General features: G+C 41.9%; 21 protein-coding genes, 1 tRNA gene and 1 pseudogene. 11 read left to right on the top strand and 12 right to left on the bottom strand.

Features of this window, described 5'->3' with window-relative positions:
- Positions 1–131: 131 nt before the first annotated feature.
- Both tkt and AACS92_RS06185 read right to left on the bottom strand, forming a co-directional pair.
- Positions 132–2,126 carry a transketolase gene (gene tkt / locus AACS92_RS06190; RefSeq protein WP_099110471.1) on the bottom strand — a complete coding sequence of 665 codons (1,995 nt, stop codon included), beginning with the start codon at positions 2,124–2,126 and terminating at the stop codon, positions 132–134.
- 510 nt (positions 2,127–2,636) lie between these two features.
- Positions 2,637–3,153, bottom strand: a pseudogene (locus AACS92_RS06185) (O-acetyl-ADP-ribose deacetylase).
- An 88-nt stretch (positions 3,154–3,241) separates the two neighbouring features.
- Here AACS92_RS06185 and AACS92_RS06180 point away from each other — a divergent pair.
- Positions 3,242–3,787, top strand: coding sequence for a GNAT family N-acetyltransferase (locus tag AACS92_RS06180; protein WP_206602250.1), 546 nt, complete (start codon positions 3,242–3,244; stop codon positions 3,785–3,787).
- Positions 3,788–3,848: 61 nt separating this feature from the next.
- Here the strand turns inward: AACS92_RS06180 and AACS92_RS06175 are convergent.
- A tRNA-Asp gene (locus tag AACS92_RS06175) sits at positions 3,849–3,925 on the bottom strand.
- A 139-nt stretch (positions 3,926–4,064) separates the two neighbouring features.
- The gene (gene dnaQ, locus AACS92_RS06170) at positions 4,065–4,814 is read right to left on the bottom strand and encodes a DNA polymerase III subunit epsilon (protein ID WP_099110469.1); all 750 of its coding nucleotides are present in this window, start codon (positions 4,812–4,814) and stop codon (positions 4,065–4,067) included.
- A gap of 63 nt (positions 4,815–4,877) precedes the next feature.
- Between dnaQ and rnhA the strand changes: the two genes are divergently transcribed.
- A complete protein-coding gene (rnhA, locus tag AACS92_RS06165) occupies positions 4,878–5,339 on the top strand; it encodes a ribonuclease HI (protein ID WP_099110468.1) in 462 nt (153 codons plus the stop codon).
- A gap of 25 nt (positions 5,340–5,364) precedes the next feature.
- Here the strand turns inward: rnhA and AACS92_RS06160 are convergent, their stop codons facing one another.
- Entirely contained in the window at positions 5,365–6,081 is a 717-nt protein-coding gene (locus AACS92_RS06160) for a methyltransferase domain-containing protein (protein WP_099110467.1), read from the bottom strand.
- 129 nt (positions 6,082–6,210) lie between these two features.
- On the opposite strand from AACS92_RS06160, the gene gloB reads away from it, so the two are divergent.
- The 5 genes from gloB (at position 6,211) to AACS92_RS06135 (ending at position 9,966) form a co-directional block, all read left to right on the top strand.
- Positions 6,211–6,966: a hydroxyacylglutathione hydrolase gene (gloB, locus tag AACS92_RS06155; RefSeq protein WP_099110466.1), complete on the top strand. Its 756-nt coding sequence runs from the start codon at positions 6,211–6,213 to the stop codon at positions 6,964–6,966.
- Between the two features lie 72 nt (positions 6,967–7,038).
- A complete protein-coding gene (gene mltD, locus AACS92_RS06150; protein WP_099110464.1) occupies positions 7,039–8,370 on the top strand; it encodes a murein transglycosylase D in 1,332 nt (443 codons plus the stop codon).
- 251 nt (positions 8,371–8,621) lie between these two features.
- Positions 8,622–9,152 carry a MepB family protein gene (locus AACS92_RS06145; protein WP_206602249.1) on the top strand — a complete coding sequence of 177 codons (531 nt, stop codon included), beginning with the start codon at positions 8,622–8,624 and terminating at the stop codon, positions 9,150–9,152.
- A gap of 98 nt (positions 9,153–9,250) precedes the next feature.
- Entirely contained in the window at positions 9,251–9,541 is a 291-nt protein-coding gene (locus tag AACS92_RS06140; RefSeq protein ID WP_193756946.1) for a putative quinol monooxygenase, read from the top strand.
- Between the two features lie 47 nt (positions 9,542–9,588).
- On the top strand, positions 9,589–9,966 hold the full coding sequence (locus AACS92_RS06135; protein WP_099110462.1) for a RidA family protein: 378 nt from the start codon (positions 9,589–9,591) through the stop codon (positions 9,964–9,966).
- A 96-nt stretch (positions 9,967–10,062) separates the two neighbouring features.
- Here the strand turns inward: AACS92_RS06135 and AACS92_RS06130 are convergent, their stop codons facing one another.
- Positions 10,063–10,833, bottom strand: a complete 771-nt coding sequence (locus tag AACS92_RS06130; protein ID WP_099110461.1) for an ABC transporter permease — start codon at positions 10,831–10,833, stop codon at positions 10,063–10,065.
- On the bottom strand, positions 10,830–11,756 hold the full coding sequence (locus tag AACS92_RS06125; protein WP_099110460.1) for an ABC transporter ATP-binding protein: 927 nt from the start codon (positions 11,754–11,756) through the stop codon (positions 10,830–10,832). The genes AACS92_RS06130 and AACS92_RS06125 overlap by 4 nt, the downstream gene beginning before the upstream one ends.
- 182 nt (positions 11,757–11,938) lie before the next feature.
- Here AACS92_RS06125 and can point away from each other — a divergent pair, with 182 nt between their 5' ends.
- Complete coding sequence (gene can / locus AACS92_RS06120; RefSeq protein ID WP_099110459.1) at positions 11,939–12,592, top strand: carbonate dehydratase; 654 nt, start codon at positions 11,939–11,941, stop codon at positions 12,590–12,592.
- 80 nt (positions 12,593–12,672) lie between these two features.
- Here the strand turns inward: can and hpt are convergent, their stop codons facing one another.
- The 4 genes from hpt to AACS92_RS06100 all read right to left on the bottom strand — a co-directional run bounded on the left by hpt (position 12,673) and on the right by AACS92_RS06100 (position 16,140).
- Positions 12,673–13,209, bottom strand: a complete 537-nt coding sequence (gene hpt, locus AACS92_RS06115; RefSeq protein ID WP_099110457.1) for a hypoxanthine phosphoribosyltransferase — start codon at positions 13,207–13,209, stop codon at positions 12,673–12,675.
- Between the two features lie 394 nt (positions 13,210–13,603).
- The gene (locus AACS92_RS06110; protein WP_099110513.1) at positions 13,604–13,804 is read right to left on the bottom strand and encodes a DUF2474 domain-containing protein; all 201 of its coding nucleotides are present in this window, start codon (positions 13,802–13,804) and stop codon (positions 13,604–13,606) included.
- Positions 13,761–14,768: a cytochrome d ubiquinol oxidase subunit II gene (gene cydB / locus AACS92_RS06105; protein WP_099110456.1), complete on the bottom strand. Its 1,008-nt coding sequence runs from the start codon at positions 14,766–14,768 to the stop codon at positions 13,761–13,763. The genes AACS92_RS06110 and cydB overlap by 44 nt, the downstream gene beginning before the upstream one ends.
- Complete coding sequence (locus AACS92_RS06100) at positions 14,758–16,140, bottom strand: cytochrome ubiquinol oxidase subunit I (RefSeq protein ID WP_099110455.1); 1,383 nt, start codon at positions 16,138–16,140, stop codon at positions 14,758–14,760. Before AACS92_RS06100 ends, cydB begins: the two co-directional genes overlap by 11 nt.
- A gap of 691 nt (positions 16,141–16,831) precedes the next feature.
- On the opposite strand from AACS92_RS06100, the gene AACS92_RS06095 reads away from it, so the two are divergent.
- On the top strand, positions 16,832–19,117 hold the full coding sequence (locus tag AACS92_RS06095) for an FdhF/YdeP family oxidoreductase (RefSeq protein WP_099110454.1): 2,286 nt from the start codon (positions 16,832–16,834) through the stop codon (positions 19,115–19,117).
- A gap of 109 nt (positions 19,118–19,226) precedes the next feature.
- Here AACS92_RS06095 and AACS92_RS06090 read toward each other — a convergent pair whose 3' ends face one another.
- A complete protein-coding gene (locus tag AACS92_RS06090) occupies positions 19,227–20,114 on the bottom strand; it encodes a LysR family transcriptional regulator (protein ID WP_255398517.1) in 888 nt (295 codons plus the stop codon).
- Between the two features lie 34 nt (positions 20,115–20,148).
- Here AACS92_RS06090 and AACS92_RS06085 point away from each other — a divergent pair, with 34 nt between their 5' ends.
- Both AACS92_RS06085 and AACS92_RS06080 read left to right on the top strand, forming a co-directional pair.
- On the top strand, positions 20,149–20,334 hold the full coding sequence (locus AACS92_RS06085; RefSeq protein ID WP_153044771.1) for a hypothetical protein: 186 nt from the start codon (positions 20,149–20,151) through the stop codon (positions 20,332–20,334).
- A 305-nt stretch (positions 20,335–20,639) separates the two neighbouring features.
- Positions 20,640–20,987, top strand: a complete 348-nt coding sequence (locus AACS92_RS06080) for a YacC family pilotin-like protein (RefSeq protein ID WP_099110452.1) — start codon at positions 20,640–20,642, stop codon at positions 20,985–20,987.
- Positions 20,988–21,089: the final 102 nt, after the last annotated feature.

Raw genomic sequence — 21,089 nt, 5'->3', positions numbered from 1 at the left:
AGCATTTTGAACAAAAAAAGAGCGCATCGGATCAAAGTTTGATGCAGATGCGCTTAATTCCCTTCATCTTTCAAGTTGCCTCTTTGTAGGCTTCGCCTAGAAGCAACCCGAAATCCATTGAAGGTATACTGTTATTTCAGCAGTGCTGCCGCTTTCGCGACGACATTTTCAACCGTAAAACCAAACTCTTTGAACAGTGCGTCAGCCGGTGCTGATTCACCAAAGCTGTTCATACCAACGATAGCACCATTGATACCAACATATTTGAACCAGTAATCAGCAATGCCTGCTTCAACCGCAACACGCGCGGAAACGGCGGCAGGAAGTACGGCTTCACGATATGCTGCATCTTGTTTGTCGAATGCATCAGTAGATGGCATGGAAACAACGCGGATTTTACGGCCTTCTGCACTCAGTTGATCAGCGGCTTTCACTGCCAGTTCAACTTCAGAGCCAGTTGCGATCAGGATCAATTCAGGCTGACCTGCGCAATCTTTCAGAATGTAAGCACCTTTCTCAATGTTGGCCAGCTGTTCAGCCGTGCGCTCCTGCTGTGCCAGATTCTGGCGGGAGAAGATCAGAGAAGTCGGGCCATCCTTACGCTCAATCGCATATTTCCATGCAACCGCAGATTCCACCTGATCACATGGACGCCATGTGCTCATATTTGGTGTGACACGCAAGCTGGCAATCTGCTCAACAGGCTGATGGGTCGGGCCATCTTCACCCAGGCCGATAGAGTCATGGGTATATACAAAGATGCTACGGATTTTCATCAGCGCAGCCATACGCACTGCATTACGGGCATACTCAACAAACATCAGGAATGTCGCACCATAAGGCACAAAACCACCATGCAGAGCGATACCGTTCATGATGGCAGACATACCGAATTCACGAACACCGTAATGAATGTAGTTACCGTCCTGAACTTCGTTCAGAGGCTTGGAGCCAGACCACATAGTCAGGTTACTTGGTGCCAGGTCAGCAGAACCACCCATGAATTCAGGCAGAACCTTACCAAATGCTTCCAGAGCATTTTGTGACGCTTTACGGCTGGCAATAGAAGCTGGATTCTGTTGCAGGTTTTCAATAAATGCCTTGGATTCTGCTTCCCAGTTTTCTGGCAGTTCACCGCTGGTACGACGGCTGAATTCTGCTGCCAGTTCAGGATGTGCTTCAGCATAAGCGGCAAATTTTGCATCCCATGCACTTTCTTTTGCTTTACCGGCTTCTTTCGCATCCCAGCCAGCGTAAATATCCTGAGGAATTTCAAAAGCAGGGTGTTCCCAGCCCAGTGCTTTGCGGGTTGCTTCGATTTCAGCATCTCCCAATGGCGCACCGTGACACTCTTCTTTACCTGCTTTGTTTGGCGAACCAAAACCAATGACAGTTTTGCACATTAACAGAGATGGTTTGCCTGTTTCTTTACGTGCTTCTTCGATTGCTGCTGTAATTGCGTCAGAATCATGGCCATCTACACCACGAATAACATGCCAGCCATATGCTTCAAAGCGGGCAGCAGTATCATCAGTGAACCAGCCTTCAACTTCACCATCAATAGAGATGCCATTGTCATCATAGAAAGCAATCAGCTTGCCCAGCTTCAGTGTACCCGCCAAAGAGCAAACTTCATGGGAAATGCCTTCCATCATACAACCGTCGCCCATGAATACATAAGTATGGTGATCGACGATATCGTGGCCCGGACGGTTAAACTGTGCTGCCAGTGTGCGTTCTGCGATTGCGAAACCAACTGCATTAGCAATACCCTGCCCCAGTGGGCCGGTTGTTGTTTCTACACCCGCTGTATAGCCATATTCAGGGTGACCCGGGGTTTTGGAATGCAGTTGACGGAAATTTTTCAGATCGTCGATGGAAACATCGTAACCAGTCAGGTGCAACAAGCTGTAAATCAGCATAGAACCGTGGCCATTGGACAATACAAAACGGTCACGATCGGCCCAGTGAGGATTGACAGGGTTATGGTTCAGATAGTCGCGCCACAGAACTTCAGCAATGTCAGCCATTCCCATCGGTGCACCAGGATGCCCTGATTTTGCTTTCTGCACAGCATCCATGCTCAAGAAGCGGATAGCATTAGCAAGGGTTTTACGAGTGGTCATTCTTTACTCCAAGTCGGATAAAAGCGTTAGTGAACTAGAACTAATTTTCGCAGCGCAGCATACAAACCGCAATCATTAATGCCATATAAACGAAAACTATCTTAATTTCCGTTTAGCATCAATTCTTTGATTTATCCCGCCGTTTTGACGTATTTTCAAGTGAATACACCTATACACTTCGTCTTTCAAGTTGCCTCTTTGTTGGCTACGCTCGTTCACCCCAGTCACATAGTTATCTATGCTCCCGGGGATTTACTCCCTTGCCGCCGCGACGCATCTTGAAATCCATTGTGTATAACCGGAGGTTAGTTTGCGCAAATTCAGAGTGATTTCACCTCGTGATTTGCGCAATAAGAAACCATGTATTAGACACGATAATTAATGAACGAATCAAGATCGGAAAAGCCTGTTTTTCTGCTGATTTGGAGCATGATAGCAAGCCAGCTATGATAATTTCCTCTGACTAAAAATACTTTGTGATCCAAATAACAATTTGATGCAGGTAACTGTCTAATTTAAAGAACGATAGATGTCATAATTTTCATCATCGAAACAAATGAGGTTCACCTGTAATATATTTTGATTATCAAACAGACGGGAGTGAATCACTTCCAAAGCAATTTCTGCTGCCAGTTTTTTTGGAAAACGGTAAATGCCTGTGCTGATATTGGGGAAAGAAACTGTCTCAATATTGTATTGCTCAATAAGATCAAAACAGCTTACATAGGCCTTTTTCAATAATTCAGGTTCATTATCGGTTCCCCCGTTCCAGCAAGGGCCGACTGTATGGATCACATACTTTGCCGGTAAATTCCCTGCTCCGGTGATAACCGCATCCCCAATATCACAACCCCCCTGCTTTGCCCTAATTTGCATGCACTCTTCCAGAATGGCCTTTCCACCAGCCCGATGAATAGCACCATCAACGCCTCCCCCCCCCCAACAAAGAGCTATTCGCCGCGTTAACAATCGCTTCAACAGCAATTTTGGTGATATCGCCATGTATTATTTTAATTCTGTTTTTCATTTCGTTATTCCTTCTTACATTTTCTTATGTGCAGAATAGATTTACTTATATAGTGTTTAATCGTTACTCATTCTGGACTTAACAATAAATGTTAAAAAACAACCCTCCGTTGAATTCAATGTCAGTTACGAATATCACGCTATTAAACTCCATCAATACTAAATGCCATGAACTAATCAAATTACTGAATAACTGTGTCGAAAATGGTGCATCTATCGGCTTTATTTCACCATTGGAAGTCAATGAAGCAGAGCAATACTGGCAAGATGTCGAAACAGATGTTGTATCTGGTCATCGCTTGCTATTAGTGGCAATGGAAGGTGACAAAATCGCGGGTTCGGTACAACTTAGCCTTTGCAGAAAAAAGAATGGGAAACATCGAGCTGATGTAGAAAAACTAATGGTACACACAGCCTATCGCCGGCGTGGAATTGGCAATATGTTAATGGAAGAACTGGAATGTGTGGCAAAGCAGCATCAACGTAGTTTGCTGGTACTGGATACCCGCACAAATGATCCCGCCTCTGCCCTTTATCAGAAATGTGGCTTTGTTGAAGCCGGGCAAATACCAAATTATTCCATTAATTCGAATGGCGAACTCTCAGGAACAACCTATTTCTATAAAATGATTTGAGATTTTTGCCGATCAGGAAAACGAAAAAGCCCTGAGTTTTAAACTCAGGGCTTATAAATTCTGGCGGTGCGGACGGGACTCGAACCCGCGACCCCCGGCGTGACAGGCCGGTATTCTAACCAACTGAACTACCGCACCGCTATGGTGTTCTGGTTTAGAACGGGGTGGATAATACGAACTCCGGCACAATACGTCAATCGATTTTTATAATAAAATAGCGCGCTTGGATAATTTTTCACCTTAATGGTAAATTTATTGTCATCTAGTACCGTTCCCGTCAGTGTAATTGTTCAGGTTTTGTCCTCCACAGGCAACTCCCCCCTTTCTTCTCTACTAAATCTAAACGGGATTCATGCTGAAGCAATTCCTCATCAGAGGCGTAAATTATTTTCAGCCCAGCCTGTGGGCGGGTAATTTTTTGAATTTCCGCAACCTGTGCATTGTTGGATGTTTCCCCTTCCATCGAAAAAGCCAGCGATGTCTGACCACCGGTCATTGCCAGATAGACATCTGCCAAAATCTCGGCATCGAGTAATGCCCCATGGAGAGTTCGTTTGGCGTTATCAATATGGTAACGATCACACAGCGCATCAAGGTTATTACGCTTACCGGGGAAAAGCTTCCTTGCCATCGTCAGGCTATCGGTAATGGTACAAAATTCAGCAGTTGGCGGGATGCCTCGATTAAGTTTGCTGAATTCATAATCCATAAAACCAATATCAAACGTTGCGTTATGAATGATCAACTCAGCGCCACGGATAAATTCAATAAATTCATCGGCTATATCAGCAAATACGGGTTTATCCTGTAAAAATTCATCGCTAATACCATGTACTTCAAATGCTTCCGGATCAACCAGACGATCCGGCTTAATATAAATGTGAAAATGACGCCCTGTCAGACGACGGTTAATCACTTCCACCGCGCCGACTTCAATGATGTTATGCCCCTCGTAGTGAACTCCCAGTTTATTCATACCGGTTGTTTCAGTATCAAGGACGATTTGACGGGTAATTGCAGTGCTCATAGTGTTTTTTTGTGTCAGACTTAGAGTTTTGAATAAAGATGATATAGGAAGAGTCTACCAAATATGAATAAACAGGTAGAAATTTTCACCGATGGTTCCTGCCTCGGTAATCCGGGTCCCGGCGGATATGGTGTTTTACTTCGTTATAAACAAAAGGAAAAAACCTTAAATGAAGGTTATTTCCGTACAACCAACAACCGGATGGAGCTGATGGCCGCTATTGCCGCGCTGGAAGCACTTAAAGAGCCATGCTCAATCATTCTTACCACTGACAGTCAATATGTTCGTCAGGGAATTACCCAGTGGATACATAACTGGAAAAAACGGGGCTGGAAAAAAGCAGATAAATCCCCGGTGATCAATGTTGATCTGTGGCAACGGCTGGATAAAGCCATTTCTCCCCACGAAATCGAATGGCATTGGGTCAAGGGGCATACCGGTCATCGTGAAAACGAATTGTGTGATGAACTCGCTCGTACAGCGGCTAACGCCCCGACCCAAACCGACAGTGGCTATATTGAATAAAGCCACGCACTTCGTCTTTCAAAAGCTAATCGCGCTGATGAGAATTTTTCACTACTCCCAGTGCATTACTGAATTTCGGTTTCAACAATCTTGCCCGCATGGGATTGAGAGTCAGTGGTATTGTCCGCTTGCGGGCAATAATCACATTCAGGCAACCAAATATTGATGACGAAGGTTCATGCGCATTATTGGCACTCTTCCACGGTAAAACATGGAAGTTAGCATGATGAAGCACTTCATAGTTCAGCAAGCGAAGCCAATCCAGCTGACGCAGTCTGGAAAACATTTGGGTTCGATAAAGCCGCTTGCGGCATACAACTGAAATAGGTTTTCTCAAACCCAACAGGCTGATAGGATTAAATCCAGAGATAATGAGCCAGCCATCATCAATCATGATCCTATCCACTTCTCTAAGCAGCCAGTGAGGATCAACACTATACGTCAGCATATGTGCCAGTAAACAGGCATCAACCGACTTAGCCTCAAAAGGGAGGTAATGAGGATCGGCAATCACATTCATGCTTTCGCCTTTCAGTCCCACATTAACCTGATGGCTGATTAAGCACGAGCGGCTGTCAATTTCTACACTTAAATTACCGACTTTCACTAAATGAAAACCAAAAATTTTCGGCCACCACGGTTCCAATTGATGTTCCAAAGCGACACGGTAATACTCACCCCATGGTAATTCAGCCCAGGAAGCAGGCAGGGTTATTTGTTTGATTGCACGTGCTGATTGCATGTCATCTTCCTTCCAACCTACTATACTCTCCGTCTTTCAAGTTGCCTCTTTGTTGGTGGCGCTCACTTGCCTCCACGACGCATCTTGAAACCCATTAAGAATAAAATCGATTGCTAAACGAGGCATATCATGAAGCTTATCAGGCTCCCGGCCCTTTCAGATAACTACATTTGGTTACTTTGTGACGAGAACAAGCATTGTGTCATTATCGATCCCGCTGAATCACAACCTGTTATGGATACTTTAGCAGCTAACCAACTTATTCCCATCGCTATCCTGTTGACACACCATCACCACGATCACGTTGGCGGTGTTGCTGGACTACTTAAGCAATATCCAACATTACCTGTATATGGCCCGGAAGAGACCCAAAGTAAAGGGGCAACTCACGTTGTTCATGAAAATGATCTTATTGTGACAGGTAATTTTTCTTTTCAGGTTCTTGCTCTACCGGGTCATACCCTTGGACATATTGCTTTCTATCAGGCCCCTTATCTATTTTGTGGAGATACCTTGTTTTCGGCAGGTTGTGGCAGACTCTTCGAAGGTACCGCTGAACAGATGTTTTCTTCCCTTGAGAAAATTGCCTCGCTGCCTGATGAAACGTTGATCTGCTGCGCCCATGAGTATACTGCCGCGAATATGAAATTTGCGCTGGCTGTATTACCTGAAAATCAGGCTATTAGCGATTATCATAAGAAAATTATCGAGTTACGTGGAAAAGATCAGGCAACAGTTCCTACCACATTGAAAATAGAGAAGAAAATTAACGTTTTTCTAAATTGTCACGATATTGATTTACAAAAAAATATCGGTATTAAACCTAATTCAATACCACTTTCTTCTGTTTTTCAGCAATTAAGGGCCTATAAAGATCGATTTTGACTTTTTCGGGTTGTCTTCTGTGTAATAGGTCAGTATGATTGCTCACCTTTTAGGCAAACATCAAAGCAGAATATGAAGACAAAAGCGATCCTATTCGCATCTGTCTTGCTTGCCGGGTGTCAGTCGGGGCTACAACCAAAGTCTCCTTCCCAGCAGCATACACAGAAGATGTCTTCGACGAATCAGAAAACAAACGGTATTGCAGTACCAGAGGAGACTGCAAACTGGAAGGAGAGTCCGACAGCTCAACAAGATTTGTGGGGACATATCCGTGATGAGTTGAAGATGGAAATTCCTGATAATAACAGGGTGCGTGAACAGCAGAATTATTACCTGAAACACAAGAGTTATCTCCAAAATGTGGCGTTACGCTCGGAACCATATATGTATTGGATCGTTGAGCAGATTGATCAGCGAAATATGCCTATGGAAGTGGCCTTGCTTCCCATAGTGGAGAGTGCTTTTAATCCTCATGCGACATCTTACGCCAACGCGGTTGGCTTATGGCAGATTATTCCCAGCACAGGCCGGCATTATGGTCTGACGCAGGATAAATGGTACGATGCACGTCGTGATGTTGCGGCATCTACAACTGCTGCCCTGAATATGCTTGAGCGTTTGAATGTACGTTTTAACGGGGATTGGTTACTCACTATAGCCGCTTATAACAGTGGTGAAGGCCGCGTTGCACGGGCAATCAGAGAAAATCAGTCTAAGGGGAAACCAACAGATTTTTGGTCATTGGAATTGCCACGTGAAACGATGCATTACGTTCCTAAGATACTGGCACTCAGTAATGTCATTCGTCAAAACGAAAAATATAGCTTTACACTACCGAAACCCAATATTCAGCAGGCACTTGCCAAAGTTGAGGTAGGGCAGCAAATCACGCTATCACAGGCTGCTGAGTTGTCCGGGCTTTCCCTGACCTCCATGAAAGCTTATAACCCCGGCTATAAGCAGGGCATGACCTCTCCTCATGGGCCGCATTACATTATGTTGCCAAAGGAGAATGCTGGTCAGCTTAAACACTCACTGGCAGATAAAAGTGTTTTGAAAGAGATTAGGCTGGCCGTTGCGAAAAATCTTCGTCAGTTACATCAACAAAGCCATTACACCGTTCGTTCAGGTGATACCTTATCTGCGATTGCAAAACGCTTTAAGACATCTCACCATCAACTACAGAAATTGAACGGTCTGAAGACCGCTGACAGACTCAAAATCGGGCAGGTTCTGAAAGTGAATATCAGTGAACCGATTAAATATCAGGTTCGCAAAGGGGATTCTTTTACCAGCATTGCTAAGCGGCATGGTGTGAATCTTAATGATCTGATGAGCTGGAATAAGGGCATCAAGCTCAAAGATATGAAACCGGGTCTGGCGCTGACGCTGTATCTGAACTGATTTCATTTCCAATATATATCGGATAAATATCGCTCTCTGATCGAAAGGCAGGGAGCGATTCTTTTTTAAGATATATACACTTCGTCTTTCAAGTTGCCTCTTTGTTGGCTGCGCTCGCTCACCCCTGTCACCGTTTTTATAAACAGACGGTTATCTATGCTCCCGGGGATTTACTCCCTTGCCGCCGCGACGCATCTTGAAATTCATTGTGTATACTCAGCCAACCTCAAAACCAATAAAGGAATACTATCTTGTCATCATCTGATTTCGATAAAAATAACGTCCCAGATAGCTTTCAGGAAATATACAACCAATTATTGCTCCCTGCTGATTTCCGCCTGAATGCCCCGCCCAGCAAAGAAAATGAAAGCCGTGATTATGAAGCAATGCGATTCATTCTGAATGGAAAATTAATCCTTTTTCGTCAGGCTAAAATCACGCCACGCAAAATTGGTCAATTCGTTACATTATGGAAAAGACCTTCTCCTGACGCAGAAATAATGCCATTAGATGCCAGAGATAATATTGATTTTTGCCTGATAGCTACTTTTACAGAGGATAAAAAAGGTATTTTTCTGTTTTATTCAGATGTTCTGATGAGGAAAGGTGTATTTTCTTCCTCCACGAAAGAGGGGAAAAGAGCTATTCGAGTATACCCTTCCTGGGATTTTCCCAATTCTAAACAGGCAATTCAAACCCAAAAATGGCAGTCATCTTATTTTATCAACTTAGATAATCCATTAGCTGCAATTGAGAAATTAAAGAATATATTATCCAACTAAAAAAGTAACATAGGCATATTATTGAAATGTAAAAATCATTTGAAATAACAATTAAACTTAGGTATACCGGTATTCTTCCCCAAATAAGGATGTCATACATGTATAAAAATGGTTATTTTGTTACAGCAGAAATTAGAGCTAAAGAAAATACAGATCTTAATGTCGTTATCAGAGAGTTAAAAGTCTTACAAGAAAAAACACTATTAGAACCGGGGTGTGAAATATTTTTCATTCACCAATCAAACGAAAATCCAAACACATTTATTATATGGGAGAAATTCACCAGCCCGGATGCGTTAAAAAAACATTTTGAATATGACCATACTAAGTATTATTTATCACTCGACTTAACAGAAGTTATTCAGGTTTTTACTACCGATACGATTTAACCACATTCAAATACTCTACACTGCTAATCTTATATAAGGAGTCTCTCATGGTTACTCGAATAAATTATTCCAGCCTCCCACAAGTGAAAGGCCCTTATGTACATGCGGTAAAACATCAAGGCTTGCTGTATATTTCAGGGCTGACCGCACTGGGTACAGAGTCACAACAGCATGGTGTTGAAGCACAGACTTTGACTATTCTCCGGCAAATAACATCCGTTCTTGAACAAGAAAAATGTCACAAATCTGATCTCATTAAATTTACGATCTTCGTCAAGGATATCAAGCAGCTCCCTCTTATCCGTCCTTTATTATTTAACTTCTGTGAAGGAAATTTACCCGCGTGTTCTCTGGTAGAAATATCAAATCTTATTCATCAGGATTTGCAAATAGAAATTGAATTAATTGTTGCTGTCAGGGACTGATTCATATTAAGCAAGCGGTAAGTAGGTAATCGGTTTGTATTAATTCTGCTGCCCTGCTGTGCAATACAGTAAGGCAGCATATTTGTGCTGTCTCGTTTAAGTTCTCAGCCCTCTGCCGGATTCAATTAAATACCAAGCCAGTAGGTAAAATCCAAGTATAAATGCGCCCAGCATACCCAATGTCATAGCCAGAGAGACATCCGAAATACCGAGGAAACCATAACGGAACCCACTGATCATATATACGATTGGGTTTAGCTTCGATACCATCTGCCAAAATTCCGGCAACAGCGTCAGAGAATAAAAGACACCGCCCAAATAGGTCAGCGGAGTCAGAACAAACGTTGGGATAATACTAATATCATCAAATGTTTTCGCAAAAATGGCATTCAGTAATCCAGCCAATGCAAATAAGATTGATGTTGCTAACAGAGTTATTACCACCATTCCCCATGAGTGAATCTCTAATGGCACGAAAAACAGGGAAACCAGCGTCACCAAAATACCGACACACACACCACGGGCTACACCACCACCGACAAATCCGGCAATAATCACATGAGTCGGTACAGGAGCAACCAAAACTTCCTCAATACTGCGCTGAAATTTAGCACCAAAGAAAGAAGAGGAAACATTTGCATATGAGTTAGTGATCACCGACATCATAATCAGCCCGGGAACAATAAACTGCATATATGTGAATCCCCCCATTTCACCAATACGGGAACCGACTAAGTTACCGAAAATAACAAAATAGAGAGACATGGTAATCACAGGAGGCAGCAGGGTTTGCACCCAAATTCGACCAAAGCGGGTAATTTCCTTAATCCAGATGGTTTTCAATGCCACCCAATAAAGTTGGATCATGAACGAGCTCCTTGGCTATTATTTGTTAACCCAACAAACAGCTCTTCCAAACGATTCGCCTTGTTGCGCATACTGTTAATCTGAATACCCTGCGTACTTAATTGGGAGAAAACATCATTTAGTCCCTGCCCTCGTTTCACATCTACTTCTAGCGTAACTGTGTCAACCAAGCGATAGCTATAGCCTTCAAGCGTAGGCATGTTTCCTTCAGGCGCTAAATCGAGTAAAAATGTTTCTACCTCAAGTTGGCTGAGTAGATCTTTCATGCTGGTATTTTCCACCAGCTCACCATGCTGGATAATGCCAATATTGCGACAAAGCATTTCTGCTTCTTCCAGATAGTGAGTCGTCAGAATAATCGTGGTTCCCTGCTCATTAAGAGACTTCAGAAAGTCCCACATAGAGCGGCGTAGTTCGATGTCAACACCCGCAGTCGGTTCATCCAGAATTAATAACTTTGGCTGATGCATCAAAGCGCGGGCGATCATCAGGCGGCGTTTCATTCCCCCTGACAGACGATTTGCCCGTTCATTACGTTTACCCCAGAGATCGAGTTGTGACAGATAGGTTTCCGCCCTGCTTTGTGCCACATTACGTGGTACGCCGTAGTATCCCGCCTGATTCAGCACAATCTGAATCACGGTTTCAAATGGGTTAAAATTAAATTCCTGCGGGACTAACCCCAGTTGCCGTTTAGCATTGACTAAATCCGTATCAATATCGTAACCGAATACATTAACCTTACCGCTGCTTTTATTGACCAGAGAACTAATGATGCCGATAGTCGTTGATTTCCCGGCACCATTCGGCCCCAACAGAGCGTAAAAATCGCCGGTTTCCACTCGCAGATCAATCCCACGCAGCGCTTTTACTCCACCGTTATAGGTCTTCGTAAGCTGCGTCAATTCCAATGCATAAGCCATAAGTAAACAACACCTTTATTTTTCTGCTATTTTTGAGTGCAAGGGACAGATTATGCCATTCTTTTCCCTGCACTTCTTTTCAATGATAGGGATCAACTCAAAAACATTACTCAATTAAATATTAAATTCTCAATTAATGTTGTATATGATTCTATCTCAAAAATGTTGCCAGGCTATTAGTCATGATGAGAAAAATTGAAGAGCTGTTTGCCCGGAACAAGCAGTGGTCAGAGTCTGTAAATGAAGAAAATCCTCATTTCTTCAAGGAATTATCAAAAGCACAAAAGCCACACTTTCTATGGATAGGCTGTTCTGATAGCCGTGTGCCTGCTGAAAAACTGATTGATGCTGCACCGGGTGATCTTTTCGTTCACCGGAATGTTGCAAATCTAGTGATACACACCGATTTAAATTGTTTATCTGTTGTACAGTATGCTGTCGATGTTTTACAGGTTGAACATATAATCATTTGTGGTCATTACGGATGCGGTGGTATTGAAGCAGCAGTAAACGGAACTGAATTAGGTTTAATCAATAACTGGCTGCTCCACATTCGTGATTTGTGGTACAAACACAGCTCAATGCTTGGTGAATTGCCACCTAATGATCGACTGAATCGCCTGTGTGAGCTGAATGTGATTGAACAGGTTTATAACCTTGGTCATTCAACCATTATGCAATCCGCGTGGAAACGTGGACAAAAAGTCATGATCCATGGCTGGGTATATGGTTTGAAAGATGGCGAACTGCATGATTTGGATATTACCGCAGACAGCCGTGAAAAACTGGAGCTTAATTACCGTCAGGCTATCTCTAAGCTGGCTCGTAAAAAGTAACAAGTTTCCGTAAAAATAAATGGCAGCCTTTGCTGCCATTTATTTACTACATCGGCACCTGTTTGCATTATTGCAAAAATTTACTCTTCCAGCAGAGTAACATGGCCGATATAAGGCAGATGGCGATAGCGCTGAGCATAATCAATGCCATAACCCACCACAAATTTATCTTCAATCGAGTAACCGATCCACTCAACCGGAACATCAACTTCACGACGGGATGGTTTGTTCAGTAACGTACAAATTGCCAGAGAATTTGGTTCACGAAGAGACAGAATCTCACGGATTTTATTCAGTGTATTCCCGGAGTCGATAATATCTTCAACGATTAACACATCTTTACCACGAATATCTTCATCCAGATCCTTTAGGATCTTCACATCGCGGGTAGAATCCATTCCATTGCCGTAGCTGGATGCAGTCATAAAATCCACTTCATGAGAAACCTGAATTTCACGGCACAAATCTGCCATGAAAATAAACGATCCTCTCAGCAGGCCAACCAATACCAGTTCACGATCGCTATTGCGATAATGTTCTGTAATCTGTTGCCCTAATTCAGCAATACGTTGTTTAACCTCTTGCTCGGAGATCATCACTTCTACAATATGTTTCAATTTCACATACCTATTTGTTTTAAAACAATAAACCCATCTTTAATTATGTGATAAATCACCAATATTGATACACCAAGTGATATACAGTTAGTCGCACGAAGACGGACACATAAGAAAACATGAGAACAAAATATTTGCGGAGTATACCAGAAGGAATCGATTGCGGTAAAAGAAGAAGCCAGACTTAGTACTCCAGCCGCAACCCGCATTGTGTCATGATGGCCCTTCCCTTCTTTCTAACACTAAGGGAGGTGTCACATCAATTACGTAGACTCAACGCATCGAAATACCAACGAACACATTGGGAATGATAACGGCGGAGCAGTGGAAACTGATTTGCTTGAACGTTCTGTTCTCACTCAAAAATAGGCCGCATAATGAGCGGCCTATCTTACTAATGTGTCCTCATCCCGGCACTGTACATTAATAATTTAAACAGTGTTGCAACGATCCCCAAGCTTAACACACTTGCTGACCAGATAGTTATCATCCACCCCAGTTTCTTATACCAACGGGAGTCATTCCGATTTTCTATCTGAGGTAAATGAAGATTAGTGATAGTTTTCACCTGATTTAACTTTTCCTCGGAAAACATAATAACTCCAACTTGTGTAACCTAAGACAACGGGAATAATTAATAACCCACCCACTAACATAAACCCTTGGCTTTGTGGTGGAGAAGCGGCATCCCAAATAGAAACAGATGGTGGAATAATATTAGGCCACAGGCTGATACCTAAACCGGAGAAGCCTAAAAATATCAATAACAAGGTCAGGAAAAATGGCGCGTAGTTACCATAGTTATAGGCACTACGAACAAGGCACCATGTGCTGGCTAAAACTAATAGCGGGACCGGTAGCAAGAAGTAGAAATTAGGTAAACTGAACCAGCGCAAAGCAATATCTGCATGTGCCAAAGGTGTCCAGATACTAATGACAGCAATGACTGCCAATAAAGCGAGGGCTAAGTAAACGGTCAACGAGCACATCTTACGATGCAACCGGTACTCCGTTTTCATTATTAACCATGAGCTGCCTAATAAAGCATAAGCAATAATCAACCCAAAACCACAAAATAGCGGAAAAGGTGCAAGCCATGAGAGTGCGGAGCCACTAAAATGACGGCCTGTGATCTCAAAGCCATTAATCACCGTACCAACAGTAATCCCCTGACAAAATGTCGTTAATAGTGAACCACCAATAAAAGCACGATCCCAGAAAGTGCGATGTTCTGGCAGTGCTTTAAAGCGGAATTCAAAAGCAACTCCACGGAAAATAAGCCCGACTAGCATCAGTGTCAGCGGAATAGTTAACGCATCAATAATAACGGAGTAAGCCAGTGGAAAAGCGCCATATAGCGCAGCACCACCTAATACCAGCCACGTTTCATTTCCATCCCATACAGGGGCGACAGTATTAACCATCACATCTCGTTCGGTAGGATCTTTGGTAAAAGGCAATATGATCCCGATACCCAAATCAAAGCCATCAGCAACAATGTACATTAATGTGGCGAAGATAATGATGACAAACCAGATAATAGAAAGATCAATACCCATTCTGTTTTTCTCCACTAATCGGTTGCTGCATTTCCGAGTGACTTGGAGATGCTATTTCTTCGGGCCCCTGTTTCACCAGACGCATCATATAAAAGTACCCAATACCGAAAACAGAAAAATAGACCAAAATAAAGAGCAATAAACTTAAGCTCATTTGCATATCGCCGTGCGCTGAAACAGCATCTTTTGTACGCTGTAACCCATAGACCACCCACGGTTGTCGGCCAATTTCAGTCGTAAACCAACCAGCGAGAATAGCGATTAAACCAGAAGGCCCCATGCAAAGAGCAAAACGTAAAAATGCACGAGAATGGTATATTTTCTGTTTTTTTCGCAGTAAAACACCGGCTACCCCTAATAAAATCATCAGCATACCGAGACCTGCCATGATTCGGAATGACCAGAAAATAATGGTCGCGTTAGGCCTGTCTTCGGGAGGGAAAGACTTAAGAGCGGGAATTTGTTTTTCCAGGCTATGGGTCAGGATAAGGCTACCCAGATAAGGGACTTCCAGCGCATATTTTGTTTTCTCTTCATTCATGTCTGGAATACCAAATAAGATCAGTGGCGTTGCTTCACTCGATGTATTACTCCAATGCCCTTCAATAGCAGCAATTTTTGCTGGCTGATGTTCAAGGGTATTCAGTCCATGTGCATCACCGATAACCGCCTGAATGGGAGCAATAATTAAAATTAGCCATAACGCCATAGAAAGCATTTTACGTACAGGGGCTGTGTCCTTTCCACGCAGCAATAACCAGGCCGCACAGGCTGCGATAAACAGGGCGCTGGCAAGGAATGCACCGACAGACATGTGTAATAGGCGGTAAGGAAATGAAGGATTAAATATTATCTGTAACCAGTTATCAGGAATAACAATACCATTTTCGATGTGATATCCCTGAGGTGTTTGCATCCAGCTGTTTGAAGAGAGGATCCAGAAAGTAGAAATAATGGTTCCTACTGCCACCATGCAAGTGGCAAAAAAGTGCAGTTTTCTACCGACCTTATTCCAACCAAATAACATAATGCCGAGGAAACCAGCTTCAAGAAAGAAGGCGGTAAGCACCTCATAAGTCAATAACGGGCCTGTAATGCTGCCGGCAAATTGTGAGAAACCACTCCAGTTTGTGCCGAACTGATAGGCCATTACCAAACCGGAAACAACCCCCATCCCAAAGTTAACGGCAAAAATTTTTATCCAGAAGTGGTATAGACTCAGATAACTTTCCTCTTTTGTTTTTAGCCATAAACCTTCTAGGATTGCAAGAAAACTGGCCAGGCCAATGGTTAAAGCCGGAAAGATAATATGAAATGATACAGTGAAAGCGAATTGGATTCTGGCAAGATGAAAAGCGTCTAGTCCGAACATAACGCCTCCATCAGCATTAATATATGTGCGATGATATTTTTCATTATTTATTTTACCTTATTGTTAGTTTGTTTTTAATAAAAACAAACCTCAATATTGAGATTTTATAATGTCTACCAATAGATATTATAAGATTAACTTTTTAATGAGCAGGTGACTTCCATTAATACATTAACCCAAGTTCTCCTTTTGTTATTTATCATTTTCAATATTCATTGAACCCAATAACACCAATATATATTAAGTCATATAACGCCATGCATTTTTGTTACATTAATCTTTATGCACTCCATTAATTTACAAGTGTTTTTTAATCCTTTTGTTTTATTTTTATAGTGATACGTATTTTTAACGCATTGTATCTCAGAGTCAAATAAATTAAGTTTATCGAATGATAGATGGTATCTATGATAAAGATAAGTCAAAATCATTTTGGTTGACTTCACAAATATCTTGTTCTAATGTTTCTAAGGAACAGAAAAGAGTGTTTATATTTAAAACCTTCTCAAAAGTAAATTTAATATTTTTTATTCATTTTTTGTAAAGCAAAGTTAATATTTACTTATCTTTTTATATATGACTTATCTTTTTTATTTTGTAATATCTATTCGTTGATATACCTATCTCGATTCAAATATTCACCTGCATATTTTTATAAAAAAGATTATTAATAAATGTTAGGAATGTAGATATGAGTAAAAATAAATCAACCGTGCCGGGTGTACATCCTTACCATGGCCCCGCGGGCGGATGGGGAGCATTAAAAGCAACGGCGACTGCTGTTCGTACTCAGATGGATGCTTTTGTTGCGCCAAAGACCTTGCTAAATACTAACCAACCCGACGGTTTTGATTGCCCCGGATGTGCCTGGCCTGATAAAGAACACAACTCTACATTCCAGTTTTGTGAGAATGGCGCAAAAGCTGTGACGTGGGAAGCCACCAAAAAACGTGTCACGCCTGAGTTTCTGGCTGAAAATACCGTGAGCACTTTACTGGAAAAATCAGATTATGAATTGGAAGGATATGGGCGTTTAACTCATCCACTGGCTTATGATACTGCCACTGATACACTGGTTCCTGTTTCGTGGGAAGCTGCCTGCCGTCGTATCGGTGAAATTTTAAGAGAAATACCATCACCTTCTGAGGTCGAATTTTACACATCAGGACGAGCTTCGAATGAAGCTGCCTATTTATTTCAGCTCTTCGCCAGAGAATACGGCACAAATAATTTCCCGGATTGCTCCAATATGTGCCATGAACCCACCAGTGTGGGTCTGCCTCAATCCATTGGCATTGGTAAAGGCACTGTTTCATTAGATGACTTTGATAAAACTCAGCTGATTATTTCTATCGGTCATAATCCCGGGACTAACCACCCACGAATGATGGGAACATTGCATGAGGCTGCTCGCCGTGGTGTGCCTATAGTGGTGTTTAATCCACTACGTGAACGCGCATTAGAACGTTTCACCGATCCGCAAAATATGATTGAAATGGCGACCTATAGCTCAACGAATATCGCCTCTTCTTACTATCAGGTAAAAGCGGGAGGTGATGCAGCAGCACTGAAAGGCATCATGAAAGTCTTATTAGAATGGGATGAAAAACGCGGGGATATTCTCGATCATGAGTTTATTGCAACACATACCTTGGGATTTGATGCAGTCAAAGAAGAACTGCGCTGTACTTCCTGGAAAGATATTGAGAATGAAAGTGGTATTTCTCAAGCCGATATTGAAAATGTCGCGCTGTTGTACGCTAATTCAGATGCGACCATCGTCACTTATGGTATGGGAATAACTCAGCATAATAAAGGAACCGCGAATGTCCGGTTAATTGCCGATTTGCTACTCATGAAAGGCAATATCGGCAAATCCGGGGCTGGAATATGCCCTCTTCGTGGTCACTCTAATGTTCAGGGTAACCGCACCGTTGGTATTACAGAAAAACCATCGCCGGAATTCTTACAAAAACTGGAAGAAGTTTTCGGGTTTAAGCCCCCTTATGAACACGGGCACGATGCGGTTAAAGCGATGCAGGCGATGGTGGACGGGCGCGTGAAGGCACTGCTTTGTCTTGGCGGAAACTTTGCAGTGGCATTACCTGATCCTGAGTTATCATTTTCAGCAATGAAAAAACTCGATTTGAGTGTGCATATCGGAACTAAGCTTAATCGTTCTCATTTACTCGTGGCGAAAGAAACCTTTATTTTACCTTGTTTAGGTAGAACTGAATTAGATATCAGGGAATTAGGGCGTCAATCTATTACTGTCGAAGATTCCATGTCGATGGTTCATGCATCATCGGGAAAATTAACGCCAGCATCACCACTGTTAAAATCTGAGCCTGTTATTGTGGCTGAAATGGCGGCAGCCACTTTACTGAAGAGTAAAACACCGTGGTTACGCTATACCGAAAGCTACGATCTTATCCGTGATTTGATTGAGAAAACTATTCCTGGCTTTGATAACTACAATCAACGTATCCGGACTCCGGGGGGATTTCGTATGCCATTGCCACCAACAGAGCGAATTTGGCCAACCCCAACGGGCAAGGCAATGTTTTCTGTGTTTAAAGGGGTGAAAGAAAACGCAGATGTGCTGGGTGAAGATGTATTGCGTCTAATGACTATTCGTAGTCATGACCAATATAATACAACCATTTATGCATTAGATGATCGTTATCGTGGAGTATTTGGACGACGTGATGTGCTGTTTATGAATGATGTTGATCTGGAAGCTCGTGGTTTAAAGCATGGGGATAAAATCATTATTGAAACAGTGAGCCAAAACCGGAAGTTATTTCTCAAAGATATAACTGTCATTTCATTCAGTATTGCTCCGGGCACTGTTGCTGCTTATTATCCAGAAGCAAATGTTTTAATTCCATTAGATTATATTGATAAAGAAAGTGGTACACCTTCTTATAAATCAGTGCCGGTAAGAGTTTTTTCACAACAGGAAAAATCAGCTTAATTACCGAAAGTCTTTTTCAATGAAAATAGTCGCACGTATTATTGTGCGACTATTATTCTCGTGAGCTTAACTATTTATTATCTTCTAAGGTAAAATAATATTTACATTCCTAAATGTTTATCTTTTCTACATAGTCGCACATATTAGCAAAGCAGGTTTCAATTAATACCGAACGAGGCTCTTCTCGGCGGATCAATATACCAAGTGAAGCATTAATAACAGCATCCTCTATTGGAATAATATCGATATTATCACTTAGTTTTTCCATTTTTTTAGTAATAGGAATGATAGAGGCACAAAAGCCAGAATTGACTGACTGAATAAGATGCAGTGTAGAATCACTTTCAAGAATTATTTTAGGTTGAAGATTATAACGCTGAAAAGCAAGATCGATCGATTGGCGAAAATAATTCGCCTGACTGATAAGTGCCAGTGGTAATGTTGCTACCATTTCCCACGTGACTGTTGGTGTGGCAGGAGTAAATTGTGTTCGGTTAAATAAAAGCCCGAGCTTTGTTTTCTTCAGGGAATAAATATCATGTTGATGAGTATCCGCCTTTTCCAGATAACAAATACCAATATCTAAACGGTTACTATTAAGATCATCAATAATTTTTTCACTGTGGCCCGAACTTACTTGAAAGCGTATTTCAGTAAATGTTTCAGAAAGATGTTGTAACATTAGCATTGGCTCAATATTAGTCAGAGGAACAATGCCAATACGAAGCTGGCCTAACAATTGCTGGCGAAAATTAGCTGCTTCTGCCTGTAGCCCTTCATAGGCTGACTGCATAGTTTTAGCCCACTTTAATATTTTTTCACCTTCTTCTGTAAATCCTTCAAAGCGCGAGCTTCGTTTTATCAAAATAACATCAAGCTCTTTTTCAAGATTCCTTAGTCGCATAGAGAGCGTTGGCTGAGTGACATGACACATTTCTGCCGCTTGTCCAAAGTGCTGAGTTTTATCTAATGCGATTAAATAAAATAACTGTTTAATATCGATGGGATTTTCCTCGGCGATGAGCAGGTAAGTGGCTGTAAGTAAAAGATTTACTAATTATATGGTGCTTCACCTGCTTCAAAAAATTATCAATATCATTGATGTAATACTATCTGCTCTTTTATCTACAAGCTGTAGAACTATGGTTGATCCTGTGGTGCCTAAAATCAAGCAATTAAAACTGCTCACATCTGACTCATCATCACTGGAAAAATGATCGACATAGATGATATATCAGAGTAAATTTTAGGACCGGTAACGGATAATAATACACATGATTTTGCTTCCGGAATTGCCTTAGTATAAATTGGGGCCTATCGCGTTAGCAGAGAAATTTCGCTCGAAAATATCTTGATTGATTTTTCTTGTTACCGACAAACACCCATTATTCATCAACTTCGCATATGATTTGAATTTCATCTCCACGAGATTTTCCCCAATTCAGGGAAATAAAGTTTGGCTAATGAATATATTAATATGTTAACTTAGGCAAAACAGTAGAAAATCAATATAATAGGAACTATGAGAAAATTTGCATTATTGGCTTACGCCCTGGTTCTATTTGGTTTCACACAACCTGTGAAAGCTTTGTCCGAAAGTGAAGCGGAAGATCTTGCTGATCTCACAGCAGTTTACATCTACCTAAAATATGATTGTGGCTATAGCCAGATCCCAGATAGAGAAATCAGACGTACGGTTGTCTATTTTGCCCAGCGTAATAAATGGGATCTCGGGAATTATGATGGTCAGTTAATGGAGGAACTGAATCAACAGGGCTACAACGATCTGAAGGGAATCGACCTTCCTCATGGGGTAAAATGCCGCTCTCTTGCACGCCGCTCCCTCAGCCTGCTTGCTTATGTAAAATAATTTTATTGTCACTCTCTGGCAAATATCACAGTGCAACTAATTCTGTTGTTGGCTATTATGTGCGCCTCATAATTATGGGGACCACAATGGGGGAATACCAAT

This window comes from Xenorhabdus sp. KJ12.1, assembly GCF_963876495.1.
Taxonomy (GTDB): domain Bacteria; phylum Pseudomonadota; class Gammaproteobacteria; order Enterobacterales; family Enterobacteriaceae; genus Xenorhabdus; species Xenorhabdus stockiae.
The sequence above is the reverse complement of the archived record's forward strand: the minus strand, read 5'-3'. Positions and strand labels throughout refer to the sequence as shown.

Bases quoted from the DNA above. Each gene is read 5' to 3' on its own strand.
- tkt (WP_099110471.1), bottom strand. From the start codon at position 2,126: ATGACCACTCGTAAAACCCTTGCTAATGCTATCCGCTTCTTGAGCATG.
- AACS92_RS06180 (WP_206602250.1), top strand. From the start codon at position 3,242: ATGTTAAAAAACAACCCTCCGTTGAATTCAATGTCAGTTACGAATATC.
- dnaQ (WP_099110469.1), bottom strand. From the start codon at position 4,814: ATGAGCACTGCAATTACCCGTCAAATCGTCCTTGATACTGAAACAACC.
- rnhA (WP_099110468.1), top strand. From the start codon at position 4,878: ATGAATAAACAGGTAGAAATTTTCACCGATGGTTCCTGCCTCGGTAAT.
- AACS92_RS06160 (WP_099110467.1), bottom strand. From the start codon at position 6,081: ATGCAATCAGCACGTGCAATCAAACAAATAACCCTGCCTGCTTCCTGG.
- gloB (WP_099110466.1), top strand. From the start codon at position 6,211: ATGAAGCTTATCAGGCTCCCGGCCCTTTCAGATAACTACATTTGGTTA.
- mltD (WP_099110464.1), top strand. From the start codon at position 7,039: ATGAAGACAAAAGCGATCCTATTCGCATCTGTCTTGCTTGCCGGGTGT.
- AACS92_RS06140 (WP_193756946.1), top strand. From the start codon at position 9,251: ATGTATAAAAATGGTTATTTTGTTACAGCAGAAATTAGAGCTAAAGAA.
- AACS92_RS06135 (WP_099110462.1), top strand. From the start codon at position 9,589: ATGGTTACTCGAATAAATTATTCCAGCCTCCCACAAGTGAAAGGCCCT.
- AACS92_RS06130 (WP_099110461.1), bottom strand. From the start codon at position 10,833: ATGATCCAACTTTATTGGGTGGCATTGAAAACCATCTGGATTAAGGAA.
- AACS92_RS06125 (WP_099110460.1), bottom strand. From the start codon at position 11,756: ATGGCTTATGCATTGGAATTGACGCAGCTTACGAAGACCTATAACGGT.
- can (WP_099110459.1), top strand. From the start codon at position 11,939: ATGATGAGAAAAATTGAAGAGCTGTTTGCCCGGAACAAGCAGTGGTCA.
- AACS92_RS06110 (WP_099110513.1), bottom strand. From the start codon at position 13,804: ATGTTTTCCGAGGAAAAGTTAAATCAGGTGAAAACTATCACTAATCTT.
- cydB (WP_099110456.1), bottom strand. From the start codon at position 14,768: ATGGGTATTGATCTTTCTATTATCTGGTTTGTCATCATTATCTTCGCC.
- AACS92_RS06100 (WP_099110455.1), bottom strand. From the start codon at position 16,140: ATGTTCGGACTAGACGCTTTTCATCTTGCCAGAATCCAATTCGCTTTC.
- AACS92_RS06095 (WP_099110454.1), top strand. From the start codon at position 16,832: ATGAGTAAAAATAAATCAACCGTGCCGGGTGTACATCCTTACCATGGC.
- AACS92_RS06080 (WP_099110452.1), top strand. From the start codon at position 20,640: ATGAGAAAATTTGCATTATTGGCTTACGCCCTGGTTCTATTTGGTTTC.